Below are 11,923 nucleotides of genomic sequence, written 5' to 3' on the forward strand. Positions count from 1 at the left end.
ATCAGGGCCTAGACTCCCGTGCGTACAGATCGTCGAATCAAGAGTTGACTGAGGTCACGGCACCGGGCCGGGTCGGGCCGGTGGTCTGTCGAGGGAGCGAGGGACGGGCGATGCGGGAGACGGTGGGTGGTGGACCGACCTCGGTCCTCGCCGCGGACTACTTCGCGTCCTACTCGGTCGTGGGACTGCTGACGCTGGTCGGCGTGGTCTTCGTCGCCGTCGCCTTCGGCGCCGGCCGGCTGCTGCGCCCGGTGGTCCCCACGCCCGAGAAACTCCTCACCTACGAGTGCGGCGTCGACCCCGTCGGCGAGGGCTGGGCCCACACCCAGGTCCGCTACTACGTCTACGCCTTCCTCTACGTCATCTTCGCCGTCGACTCGATCTTCCTGTTCCCCTGGGCGACGGTCTTCGCCGCCCCCGGCTACGGCGCGACCACGCTCGTGGAGATGTTCGTCTTCCTCGGCTTCCTCGCCGTCGGCCTGCTGTACGCATACAAGAAGGGCGTCCTGACATGGACGTGATGCCGGAGCCCACGCCGACGCCGGAGCCCGTGCCGCTGCCGGAGCCGAAGAGGCTGGGCACGCTCGCCCGCCTCGCCCCCGAACCGATGAAGGTCGTCCTCAACTGGGGCCGCCGCTACTCGCTCTGGGTCTTCAACTTCGGCCTCGCCTGCTGTGCGATCGAGTTCATCGCCGCGTCGATGGCCCGCCACGACTTCATCCGCCTCGGCGTGATCCCCTTCGCGCCGGGACCCCGCCAGGCCGACCTCATGGTGGTCTCGGGCACGGTCACGGACAAGATGGCCCCGGCGGTCAAGCGCCTGTACGAGCAGATGCCCGAACCGAAGTACGTCATCTCCTTCGGCGCCTGCTCGAACTGCGGCGGCCCCTACTGGGACTCCTACTCCGTCACCAAGGGCGTCGACCAGATCATCCCCGTCGACGTCTACGTCCCCGGCTGCCCGCCGCGCCCCGAGGCGCTCCTCCAGGGCATCCTCAAACTCCAGGAGAAGATCGCGACGGAATCCCTGGGCGAGCGCTACGGCACCCCCCGCCCGTCCGCTGCAGCCCTCCAGAGCGACCTGGTCCGGCCCCCGTCCCGCACGGAGGCCGAGCGCGAAGGGGACGGGCGATGACGGCCCCGTCCGGCTGGCTCCCGGCCCCTGTCGAGGAACTCTTCGGCACGGACGCGACGGCCGACGAGTCCTACGACGTCCTCACGGTCGACGTCCCTCCCTCCTACTGGCTCGCCGCCCTGGAGATCGCCCGTACGACTCTCTCCTGCACCTACTTCGACTGGCTGAGCGCCGTCGACGAACCCGGCACCGGCTTCCGCGTCTCGGCCCACGTCGTCGCCCTCGCCCCGGTCCGCCGCCTGCTCCTGCGCACGACCGTCCCGCACACCGCCCCCGAACTCCCGTCCGCCGTCGGCGTCTATGCGGGCGCCCGCTGGCACGAACGCGAGACCCACGAGATGTTCGGCGTCCGCTTCACCGGCCACCCCGGCCTGGACCACCTCCTCCTCCCGGAAACCTTCGAAGGCCACCCCCTCCGCAAGGACTTCGTCCTCGCCGCCCGCGTCGCCAAGGCCTGGCCCGGCGCCAAGGAACCGGGCGAGTCCGACCACGGCGGACCCAAGCGCCGCCAGATGCTTCCCCCGGGCGTCCCCGACCCGAACGAGTGGGGTCCCCTCAAGGGCCAACTCCCGGCCGCCCCCGCCCGCCCGGCCCGCACCGCAGCAGGCCGCACGGCCGGCGACCGCCCGCCCCGCCCGGCCCGCGGAACCGACGACCGCCCGGTGCGCCGCTCACGTACGGCCGCGGAGGGCTCGGCGAGCCAGGCCGCCGGGGCGACCGGGCCGGTGGAGTCGACCGGGCCGGTGGAGTCGACCGAGGCGTCGGGTGCGGCAGGGCCGACGGCCACTCCGCGCCGGGCACGGAGTGCGAGCGGGGGGTCCGCTTCACAGCGGACAGCGTCGGGTGCGGAGGGCGCGTCGCCCACTGAGAACGCCGTTGCGGAAGGCGCCGGTGCGGGAGGCGCCGGTTCGGAAGACACCGGTACGGGAGTGGCCGCTGCGGCGACGGGGCCGTCGGCTGCTCCCCGGGGGGCTCGCCGGACGCGTACCGCCTCGGGTGGCTCCGCTTCCCAGCGTGTGCAGGAGACGGAGGCTGAGACGGGCACGCCGACGGCACCGGCCACCGCGGGCCGCCCCGCCGCAACCCCCCGCAGCTCGGACGCGCCCTGGCACCACGCCCGTCCGGCCTTCGACGAACCGGCGGCCGGGGGGCCGCCTGGCGGGACATCGGCCGACCCCGCGGAGGCAGCCGGCGCAGCCGGAACCAAGGCCGAGGAGGCGGGTGCGGAGCCCAAGGCGCCCACACCGCCCACTGCGGAGCCGACGGCACCGGAACCGACCGGACCGGAGGAGACGGCGTCGGAGTCGGGACCGGGATCGGGATCGGGATCGGGATCGGCAGAGCCGAGCCCCGCTGCACCCGAGGAGCCCGAGCCGACCCCTGCAGAGCCCCCCGCCGCTGAGCGCACCCCCGAAGCCCCGACCCCCGACGACCCCGCCCCCGAACACCCCGCCCACCCCGACGATCCCCCAGGAGGCCCGCAGTGAACGACGCTCTGGACGTCGCCCTGCGACTCCTCGTCGTGTTCGTCGTCTTCCTCACCTTCCCCCTGATCGTCGGTCAGACCGAGCACAAGGTGATGGCCCATATGCAGGGCCGCCTCGGCCCGATGTACGCCGGAGGTTTCCACGGCTGGGCCCAGCTGATCGCCGACGGCGTGAAGTTCGCGCAGAAGGAGGACGTGGTCCCGGCGGGCGCGGACCGCCGTGTCTTCCAGCTGGCCCCCGCGGTGGCCCTCCTCCCGTATCTGCTCGTGCTGCTCGCCATCCCCATCGGCCCCGGCGAGGGCGCGGTCGGCCAGGTCCTGGACGCGGGTGTGTTCTTCGTGCTGGCCGTGATGGGCGTCGGCGTCCTCGGCTCGCTCATGGCCGGCTGGGCCAGTGCCAACAAGTTCTCCCTCCTCGGCGGCCTGCGTACCGCCGCCCAGCTCCTCGCCTACGAACTCCCGATGCTGCTCGCCGCCGCCTCCGTGGCGATGGCGGCCGGTACCGTCTCCCTGCCGGGCATCGTCGGCTCCTTCCACTGGTGGTGGCTGCCCTGGCAGATCACCGGCGGTCTGGTCTTCTTCGTCGCCGGCCTCGCGGAACTCCAGCGGCCCCCGTTCGACATGCCCGTCGCCGACTCGGAGATCATCTTCGGCGCGTACACCGAGTACACCGGGCTGCGCTTCGCCCTGTTCCTGCTCGCCGAGTACGCCGGGATCGTCGTCCTGTGCGGCCTGACCACCGTCCTCTTCCTGGGCGGCTGGCACGGCCCGTGGGGTGCGGACGGCCTCGGCTGGCTGTGGACCCTCCTGAAGACGGCGCTCCTCGCCTTCGTCGTGATCTGGCTCCGCGTGACCTACCCCCGGCTCCGCGAGGACCAGTTGCAGAAGTTCTCCTGGACCCTCCTCGTCCCCCTTTCTCTCGCCCAGATCGCCCTCACCGGCATCGTCAAGGTGGTGATCTCCTAGTGGCCCCCATCCCCGGCTCGGGCCTGGCCAAGGGCCTGGCCGTCACCCTGCGCACGATGACCCGGAAGTCGGTCACCGAGCAGTACCCGGACGCCCTTCCCGACCTTCCGCCCCGCACCCGGGGTGTGATCGGGCTGTTCGAGGAGAACTGCACGGTCTGCATGCTCTGCGCCCGTGAGTGCCCCGACTGGTGCATCTACATCGACTCCCACAAGGAGACCGTCCCGGCGGCGGCCCCGGGTGGTCGCGAACGCAGCCGCAACGTCCTGGACCGCTTCGCCATCGACTTCTCCCTGTGCATGTACTGCGGTATCTGCATCGAGGTCTGTCCTTTCGACGCCCTGTTCTGGTCCCCGGAGTTCGAGTACGCCGAGACCGACATCCGCGAGCTCACCCACGAGCGCGACAAGCTCCGCGAGTGGATGTGGACGGTCCCGGCCCCGCCCGCCCTCGACCCCCGCGCGGAGGAGCCGAAGGAACTCGCTGCCGCCCGCAAGTCCGCCGAGAAGCTCGCGGCGGCCCGGGCCGCCGAGGCCGCCGAGGCCGGGCCGGCCACCGACCGGGTCGAGCCGGGGGAGGGGGAGGCGTGAGCCCGCTCGCCCAGGCGCCGCACGGCTTCCTGTCCCCGACCGGCGTGGAGGTCGCCTTCGTGCTCGTCGGCCTGGTCACCTTCGGCGCCGCCCTCGTCACGGTGACCACCCGCCAGCTGGTGCACGCCGCCCTGTGGCTGGTGGTCGCCCTCGGCGGGCTCGCCGTCGAATACCTCCTGCTCACCGCCGAGTTCATCGCCTGGGTGCAGGTCCTCATCTATGTGGGTTCCGTCGTCGTCCTCCTTCTGTTCGGTCTGATGCTCACCAAGGCCCCGATCGGCCGCTCCCCGGACGCCGACTCCGGAAACCGCTGGATCGCGCTGGTCGTCGCCGTCGCCGCCGCGGCCGCTCTGGGCTGGGTGGTCGTGGACGCCTTCCGCACCACCTGGATCGACCTGGACGGCGCCGCCGCCGGCTCGACGAAGGTCACCGGGGCGAGCCTTTTCCAGAACTGGGTCCTGCCCTTCGAGGCCCTCTCCGTCCTCCTCCTGGCGGCCCTGGTCGGCGCGATCGTCCTGTCCCGGAAGGCGAAGGCGGAGTCGGCCCCGCCCCCTGTGAACGGCCGGCCCGTCACGCAGAGTTCCCCCTCGGTCACGGATTCCGGGATTCACTCGATCGAGCAGGAGAGCGAACGGGACACCGAGCAGGAGAGCGAACGGGACAACGAGCAGGAAAGCGAACGGGACAACGAGCAGGAAGGCGCCCGCTGATGCATCTCGCCTATCCCGCCGTTCTCTCCGCCCTCCTCTTCTGCACCGGCCTGTACGGCGTCCTCGCCCGCCGCAACGCGATCCTGGTCCTGATGTCGGTCGAGCTGATGCTCAACGCCGTCAACCTGAACCTCGTCGCCTTCGACGTCTGGCTGAGCAAGGCCGCCCGGGACACCCTGCACTCCGGCCAGGCCCTGACCCTGTTCACCATCGCCATCGCGGCCGCCGAGATCGGCATCGGCCTGGCGATCGTCCTCGCCGTCTACCGCAACCGCGGCACCTCCGACATCGACCGGCTCCGCGACACCGCCGAGGGCCGCGACGACGGCACGCCCACGAACGGGGCGGCCGACGAGAAGGCTGAGGCCACCGCGTGACCACGACCACCCTCGCCGTCCTCGTCCCCCTCCTGCCGTTCCTCGGCGCCGCCGCCGGTCTGCTCCTGGGGCGCACCGCCCCCGGTTTCGTCCGCCCGCTCGCGGTCCTGCCGACGCTCGCCACGCTGGCCCTCGCCTGCACGGTCGCCGCCGGCCAGGGCGGCGGCCGGTCCGTCGACGCCCACACAGAGCTCACTCCGACCGGCTCGGTCCCGATCGAACTCGCCCTGCACATCGACGGCTTCGCCGCCCTCGTCGCCGTCCTGGTCGCCTTCGTCGCCGCCTGCGTGCAGATCTACTCGACCGGGTACCTCCGGGACGACCCGCGCTACCGGTCGTACGCCGCCCTCGTCTCCTTGTTCACCTCCGCGATGCTGGTGGTCGTCTACTCCGGCGACCTGATCGTGCTGCTGGTCGGCTGGGAAGTCATGGGCATCTGCTCCTACTTCCTGGTGGGTCATTACTGGGAGACCCCCGAGGCGCGCGCCGCCTCCATGAAGGCATTCCTGGTCACCAAGCTCGGCGACGTGCCGTTCCTGATCGGCCTGTTCGCGCTGGCCACAGACGCCGGGTCGTTCCGCATCACGACGGTCCTCGGCACCGTCGCGAACGGCGGCCTGCACCACCCAACCCTGGTCGGGCTACTGCTCCTGTGTGGCGTGGCCGGCAAGTCCGCGCAGTTCCCGCTGCACACCTGGCTCCCCGACGCGATGGCCGGCCCCACCCCCGTCTCCGCGCTGATCCACGCCGCGACGATGGTCGCCGCCGGTGTCTACTTCGTCGCCCGTCTCCTTCCGGTCTTCGAGGCCAGCGCGGCCGTGATGGTCGTCCTCGCCGTCATGGGCGCCGTCACGATGGTCGGTTCGGCCCTCGCCGCGCTCGCCCAGGACGACATCAAGCGCGTCCTCGCCTACTCGACGATCGGCCAGCTCGGCTACATGACGGGCGCCCTCGCCGTCGGCGACCGGGGTGCAGCCGTCTTCCACCTCCTGTCCCACGGCGCCTTCAAGGCGCTGCTGTTCCTCGCGGCCGGGGTGATCATCCACGCCGCCGGCACCAACTCGCTGGCCGTCATGTCCCGCACCTCCGGCCTGCGCGACCGCGTCCCGGACGCCTACTGGACGATGACCGTGGCCCTGCTCGCGCTCGCCGCGGTCCCGCCGTTCAGCGGGTTCTTCTCGAAGGAGTCCGTGCTCGGTGCCGCCGAGCACGTCGCCACCGGCCACACCGAGAACGCCCCCGGCAGCGCCGGCTGGATCGTCCTGGTCGCGGGCCTTGCCACCGCCCTGCTCACCGCCGCCTACGCCACCCGGCTGTGGCTGCTCACCTTCCGGGGCCGCGGAGCCGAGGCCGCGGACCACGGGCGGCAGCCGCTGTCCATGACCGTGGTGCTGTGGGTCCTGGCCGTGCCGTCCCTCGCCTTCGGCGGGTTCGCCTACCGGTCGCTGCCCGGCTGGTTCGACGGCCGCGCCCTCACTCCGACCCTGACCACCTCGGTCCTCGGCACCGGCCTCGCGCTCGTCGGCGGACTCGTCACCTACGGCGCCTGGCAGCGCACCGGAACACGGGCCGCTCGCACCCCGCTGGGCGCCGTCGCCGCCCACCCGGAGGGCGACGCCGGACTGGTCGAGGCCGAGGCCATCGCCACCCACAAGCCCGCCTTCGGCGACGTGGCCTACGCACCCGACCCGGCGGACCCCGGCCGGCTGCTGCTCGGCCCGCTGCACCGGCACGCGGCCGAAGGCTTCCACCTCGATGCCGTCTACGGCGCGCTGTTCGTCCGCCCGGTGCTGGCCGCCGCGAGCCTCGTCCAGTTCCTCGACCGCGAGGTCGTCGACACCTACGTCCGTGGGGCAGGCGCACTGCCCCGCCTGCTCGGCGCCGCCGTACGGCGTGCCCAGACCGGCAACGTCCAGACCTATGTGAGCGCGCTGCTCGCCGGCACCGTCGTCCTGGCGGTCGCCGTCCTCCTCGTCGCCACGGGAGCGTGAGCAGGCGTGATCGATATCAGCGAGTCCGTGATGCAAGTTCTTCTGGCACTGATCGTGGTAGGACCGCTTCTCGGCGCCGTCGCCGCCCTGCTGCCCGCCCCGCCCGGGCTGAAGGGAAAGTCGCCCCAGCAGGCCGTACTCCGGCACGGCGTGACCGTGACCGGCGCGATCCTCGTCGCCGCGATCGTCCTCGCACTCGGCTTCGACCACGGCCATCCGTCGAGGATGCAGGCCACGACCGACATCAGCTGGATCCCCGCACTCGACGTGCGCATCCACCTCGGCGTCGACGGCATCTCCCTCCCCCTCGTGGTCCTGACCGCGCTGCTGACCTTCCTCTGCGCGCTCTACGCGTACTTCAACCCGCCCGCGGGACCGTCCCCGAAGGCCTTCGTCGCCCTGCTGCTCGTCCTGGAGTGCGGCGTCCTCGCGAGCTTCGCCGTCCTCGACCTGCTGCTGTTCTTCCTCGCCTTCGAGACGGTGCTCGTCCCGATGTACTTCCTCATCGCCCGCTGGGGCGGCGAGGGACGGACCCGGGCCGCCTGGAAGTTCATCCTCTTCACACTGCTCGGATCCGTCGTCATGCTGCTCGGCCTGCTCCTGATCGGAATCAAGGCGGGCACGTTCGACATGGTGGCACTCGCCACTGACAACGGCCGGTCGCTGACCACATCCGTGCAGGTCATCGCCGTTCTGGCGATCGGGATCGGGCTCGCGGTCAAGACCCCGATGTGGCCCCTGCACAGCTGGCTGCCGGACGCCCACACCGCCGCGCCCACCGTCGGCTCGGTACTGCTGGCCGGTGTCCTGCTGAAGATGGGCACGTACGGGTTCGTCCGGATCCTGCTGCCGGTCGCGCCGGACGGCTTCCGCACCTTCGCGCCGTACCTCGCAGCCTTCGCGGTCGTCGGGATCATCTACGGATCCCTGGCCTGCCTGAACCTCGCCAAGCGAGGTGCGCAGGGCGATCTCAAGCGTCTGATCGCCTACTCCTCCGTCGGACACATGGGCTTCGTCCTGCTCGGCATCGCCACCATGACCCCGACCGGCGTCAACGGCGCACTGTTCGCCAACATCGCCCACGGCCTCATCACCGGCCTGCTCTTCTTCCTGGTCGGCGGCCTGAAGGACCGCACCGGCACGACCGACCTGGACACCCTCGCCGAGGAGACGGGGGCCGCGCTGTACGGCCGGGCACCGCGCCTCGGCGGCCTGCTCGCGTTCGCCGCCGTCGCCTCGCTCGGGCTGCCCGGGCTCGCCGGGTTCTGGGGCGAGATGCTGGCCCTGTTCGGTGCGTTCGAGCCCGCTGCCGGCCTCGGCCGCCCGGCCTTCCTGACCTTCATGGCGATCGCCGCCTTCGGCACCCTGCTGACGGCCGCCTACATGCTGGCCGTGGTCCGCCGCGTCTGCATGGGCGCCGCAGCGCAGGAAGTGCCCGAGCTCGCCGACGTCCGCAGCTACGAGTTCGCGGCCTGGACCCCGCTCGTCGCCCTCACCGTCGTCGCCGGACTGTGGCCGAAGGCCCTGCTCGGTCTGACCGACCCGGCCGTGCAGCAGCTCCTCGCAGGAGGCACCCGATGAGCGCCCTGGCCCAGCCACTGGCCGTGAACCTCGTCCAGTCCGTCGACTGGCTCGCCATCGCCCCGCCCACCCTCACCGCGGCCGTCGGCCTGGCCGTCCTGGTCGCCGACCTGTTCGTACCCGAGGCGAGGAAGCCGCTTCTCGGCTGGATCTCGGTCGCCGGACTCGCCGCGGCCGCCCTCCTGCTGCTCCCGCTCCTCGGCCACGACCGCAGCACCTTCTGCCTCACCGGTGCCACGCGCGCGTGCAGCTACACAGCCGACCGGTTCACCCTGGTCGTGCAGTTCCTCGTCCTCGGCGGCGCCCTGCTCACGGCCCTGCTGTCCGTCACCGCCCTGAAGGACGGCAACCGCCGCTACCCCCAGGGCGAGTTCTGGTTCCTGCTGCTCTCCTCGGCCGCCGGCGCCGCCCTGCTGCCCGCCTCACGTGACCTCGCCACTCTGGTCGTCGCCCTGGAGGTGGCCTCGCTGCCCGCCTTCGCCCTCGTCGGCATCAGGCACGGTGACAAGAGGTCCTCCGAAGCGGCCCTGAAGTTCTTCCTGTCCTCGGTGACCGCGACCGCCGTCAGCCTCATGGGCATCAGCTTCGTGTACGCCACCACGGGCAGCCTCTACCTCACCCAGGTCGCGGACCGGATCCAGCACGTCGACGGACAACTGCACACGCTCGCCCAGACGGGCGTCGTCCTCACCCTTGTGGGTTTCGCGTTCAAGACGGCCGCCGTCCCCTTCCATTTCTGGGTGCCCGACACCTATGTCGGCGCGCCGCTCCCGGTCGCCGCCTACCTGTCGGTCGTCGGCAAGGCCGTCGGCTTCTCCGGGCTGATCCTGGTCACCGTCGTCGCCTTCCCGTCGTACGCCGACGTATGGGGTCCCGCGCTCGCCGCCCTGGCCGCGCTCACCATGACCGTCGGCAACGCGGCCGCCCTGCGGCAGCGGGCCACGCGCGCGTACAGCGCGGTACGGCTGCTGGCCTGGTCGTCGGTGGGCCAGGCCGGCTATCTGCTGGTGCCGATCGCAGCCGCCGGATACAGCGAGGATGCCCGGAAGGCCGTCGGCTCCACCGTCGCCTACGCGCTCATGTACGCCGCCGTGAACCTCGGCGCCTTCGCCGTGGCCGCGGCCGTCGCCCGTACCGAGCGACTCAACCGCATCTCCGACTACCGCGGCCTGTACGCCAGGAACCCGCTCACCGCCCTGCTCCTCGCGTTCTTCCTGCTCTGCCTCGCAGGACTCCCGCCCGGCATCATCGGCCTGTTCGCGAAGGTCACCGTCTTCTCGGCCGCCGTCGACGCCGGTCTCGGCTGGCTCGCCGTCGTCATGGCCGTCAACGTGGTGATCGCCCTCTACTACTACCTCCAGTGGACGGCCCTCCTGTTCCGGGCTCCTGAGGGCGAGCCCGCCAGGCACCGCCTCCCCGCCCCTCTCACGGCCGCGCTCGCCCTCACCGGCACTCTCGGCGTCGTCCTCTCCGGCGCTCCCCAGCTGGTACTCCGCTTCGCCACCTCCGGCCTGTTCTGACGACCGTCACGCGCCTTCACGCGCGCGTGCCGACCGTCCCGCCCGCCGGGCGCGGCCCCTCACCCGGACGGCTCACCCCGCGCACAGCGGGCACAAGGGAACTAGTGGCCGTCGCCTGGCGTTGACCAGTGCGGGAGGGTCCACTGGACGTGACACCACGACACCGGTGGCATCGCAGATCGGAAGGCAGCACCGCAGGCAAAGGGTTCCCCTGCCGCACGACTTGGAGGGCGTACCGTGCACCGCCGGCACAACGGGCTCAGGACCGCAGTTCTCCTCGGGGGGCTGTCGGCACTCATCATCGTCATCGGCAGCTTCTTCGGCCGAACGGGTCTGATCGTCGCGGTCCTCGTCGCCCTCGGCACGAACGCGTACGCGTACTGGAACAGCGACAAACTGGCGCTACGCGCGATGCGCGCCCGCCCGGTGAGCGAGTTCGAGGCGCCGGCCCTGTACCGGATGGTCCGCGAACTCTCCACCCAGGCCCGCCAGCCCATGCCCCGCCTGTACATCTCCCCGACCGAGGCACCGAACGCCTTCGCCACGGGCCGTAATCCGCGCAACGCCGCCGTGTGCTGCACGGAAGGCATCCTGCGCATCCTGGACGAGCGGGAACTGCGCGGCGTCATCGGCCACGAACTCAGCCACGTCTACAACCGCGACATCCTCATCTCGTCGGTCGCCGGCGCCCTGGCCTCGGTGATCATGTTCCTGGTCAACTTCGCCTGGCTGATCCCGGTCGGCCGTTCGGACGACGACGACGGACCCGGCTTCCTCGGCCTGCTGCTGATCATGATCCTGGGCCCGCTGGCCGCCAGCCTCATCCAGCTCGCCATCAGCCGCTCCCGGGAGTACGAGGCGGACGCCTCCGGCGCCCAGCTCACCGGCGACCCGCTCGCCCTCGCCGGCGCCCTGCGCAAGCTGGACGCCGGCACCAAACAGCTCCCGCTGCCTCCCGAGCCCCGGATCGAGACCGCGAGCCACATGATGATCGCGAACCCCTTCCGCCCGGGTCAGGGACTGTCCAAGATGTTCTCGACGCACCCGCCCATGGCGGAACGGATCGCCCGGCTAGAGAAGATGGCAGGTCGCCCTCGGTGAAGACCATCCTGAACATCATTTGGCTCGTCCTGAGCGGCTTCTGGCTGTTCCTCGGTTACCTGCTGGCCGGCGTGATCCTGTGCGTCACGATCATCGGCATTCCCTTTGGCATAGCCGCTTTCCGTATCGGCGTGTACGCCCTGTGGCCCTTCGGGTACACGACCGTGGAGCGACGCGATGCGGGTGCCCCCTCCTGTGTCGGCAACGTGCTGTGGCTGATCCTCGCGGGCTGGTGGCTGGCCCTCGCCCACATCGTCACCGGCATCGCGATGTGCCTGACGATCATCGGCATCCCGTTCGGCATCGCCAACTTCAAGCTGATCCCGGTCTCCCTGTTTCCGCTCGGACGCGAGATCGTCCCCACGGACCAGCCGTTCGCGACCCGCTGACCGCACTCCGTCCGACCCGACCCGGGCTCTTCGGCCCACGAGTTGTCCACAGGCCGGGGCGGGTCCGGAGCGTCGGC

12 protein-coding genes are annotated in these 11,923 nt (G+C 71.4%); all 12 read left to right on the forward strand.

Annotated elements, in window-relative coordinates:
• The first annotated feature begins 110 nt into the window (after positions 1-110).
• Positions 111-521, forward strand: a complete 411-nt coding sequence (locus ACFY0K_RS28510; protein ID WP_390642237.1) for an NADH-quinone oxidoreductase subunit A — start codon at positions 111-113, stop codon at positions 519-521.
• Positions 512-1,135 carry an NADH-quinone oxidoreductase subunit B gene (locus tag ACFY0K_RS28515; RefSeq protein ID WP_382725930.1) on the forward strand — a complete coding sequence of 208 codons (624 nt, stop codon included), beginning with the start codon at positions 512-514 and terminating at the stop codon, positions 1,133-1,135. Before ACFY0K_RS28510 ends, ACFY0K_RS28515 begins: the two co-directional genes overlap by 10 nt.
• Positions 1,132-2,622: an NADH-quinone oxidoreductase subunit C gene (locus ACFY0K_RS28520; RefSeq protein ID WP_390642238.1), complete on the forward strand. Its 1,491-nt coding sequence runs from the start codon at positions 1,132-1,134 to the stop codon at positions 2,620-2,622. Before ACFY0K_RS28515 ends, ACFY0K_RS28520 begins: the two co-directional genes overlap by 4 nt.
• The gene (locus ACFY0K_RS28525) at positions 2,619-3,587 is read left to right on the forward strand and encodes a complex I subunit 1 family protein (RefSeq protein ID WP_217549043.1); all 969 of its coding nucleotides are present in this window, start codon (positions 2,619-2,621) and stop codon (positions 3,585-3,587) included. The genes ACFY0K_RS28520 and ACFY0K_RS28525 overlap by 4 nt, the downstream gene beginning before the upstream one ends.
• The gene (locus tag ACFY0K_RS28530) at positions 3,587-4,177 is read left to right on the forward strand and encodes a NuoI/complex I 23 kDa subunit family protein (protein WP_390642239.1); all 591 of its coding nucleotides are present in this window, start codon (positions 3,587-3,589) and stop codon (positions 4,175-4,177) included. Before ACFY0K_RS28525 ends, ACFY0K_RS28530 begins: the two co-directional genes overlap by 1 nt.
• Positions 4,174-4,887: an NADH-quinone oxidoreductase subunit J gene (locus tag ACFY0K_RS28535; RefSeq protein ID WP_390642240.1), complete on the forward strand. Its 714-nt coding sequence runs from the start codon at positions 4,174-4,176 to the stop codon at positions 4,885-4,887. Before ACFY0K_RS28530 ends, ACFY0K_RS28535 begins: the two co-directional genes overlap by 4 nt.
• Complete coding sequence (nuoK, locus tag ACFY0K_RS28540) at positions 4,887-5,264, forward strand: NADH-quinone oxidoreductase subunit NuoK (RefSeq protein WP_390642241.1); 378 nt, start codon at positions 4,887-4,889, stop codon at positions 5,262-5,264. The genes ACFY0K_RS28535 and nuoK overlap by 1 nt, the downstream gene beginning before the upstream one ends.
• Positions 5,261-7,255, forward strand: coding sequence for an NADH-quinone oxidoreductase subunit L (locus ACFY0K_RS28545; RefSeq protein WP_390642242.1), 1,995 nt, complete (start codon positions 5,261-5,263; stop codon positions 7,253-7,255). Before nuoK ends, ACFY0K_RS28545 begins: the two co-directional genes overlap by 4 nt.
• Before the next feature lie 6 nt (positions 7,256-7,261).
• On the forward strand, positions 7,262-8,836 hold the full coding sequence (locus ACFY0K_RS28550; protein WP_390642243.1) for an NADH-quinone oxidoreductase subunit M: 1,575 nt from the start codon (positions 7,262-7,264) through the stop codon (positions 8,834-8,836).
• Entirely contained in the window at positions 8,833-10,356 is a 1,524-nt protein-coding gene (locus tag ACFY0K_RS28555) for an NADH-quinone oxidoreductase subunit N (RefSeq protein ID WP_390642244.1), read from the forward strand. Before ACFY0K_RS28550 ends, ACFY0K_RS28555 begins: the two co-directional genes overlap by 4 nt.
• Positions 10,357-10,593: 237 nt before the next feature.
• Complete coding sequence (gene htpX, locus ACFY0K_RS28560) at positions 10,594-11,457, forward strand: zinc metalloprotease HtpX (protein ID WP_351957553.1); 864 nt, start codon at positions 10,594-10,596, stop codon at positions 11,455-11,457.
• Positions 11,454-11,846, forward strand: a complete 393-nt coding sequence (locus ACFY0K_RS28565) for a YccF domain-containing protein (RefSeq protein WP_390642245.1) — start codon at positions 11,454-11,456, stop codon at positions 11,844-11,846. The genes htpX and ACFY0K_RS28565 overlap by 4 nt, the downstream gene beginning before the upstream one ends.
• The last annotated feature ends 77 nt before the right edge of the window (positions 11,847-11,923 follow it).

Source organism: Streptomyces sp. NPDC001507 (genome assembly GCF_042894765.1).
Lineage (GTDB): Bacteria > Actinomycetota > Actinomycetes > Streptomycetales > Streptomycetaceae > Streptomyces.

Bases quoted from the DNA above. Each gene is read 5' to 3' on its own strand.
- ACFY0K_RS28510 (WP_390642237.1), top strand. From the start codon at position 111: ATGCGGGAGACGGTGGGTGGTGGACCGACCTCGGTCCTCGCCGCGGAC.
- ACFY0K_RS28515 (WP_382725930.1), top strand. From the start codon at position 512: ATGGACGTGATGCCGGAGCCCACGCCGACGCCGGAGCCCGTGCCGCTG.
- ACFY0K_RS28520 (WP_390642238.1), top strand. From the start codon at position 1,132: ATGACGGCCCCGTCCGGCTGGCTCCCGGCCCCTGTCGAGGAACTCTTC.
- nuoK (WP_390642241.1), top strand. From the start codon at position 4,887: ATGCATCTCGCCTATCCCGCCGTTCTCTCCGCCCTCCTCTTCTGCACC.
- ACFY0K_RS28555 (WP_390642244.1), top strand. From the start codon at position 8,833: ATGAGCGCCCTGGCCCAGCCACTGGCCGTGAACCTCGTCCAGTCCGTC.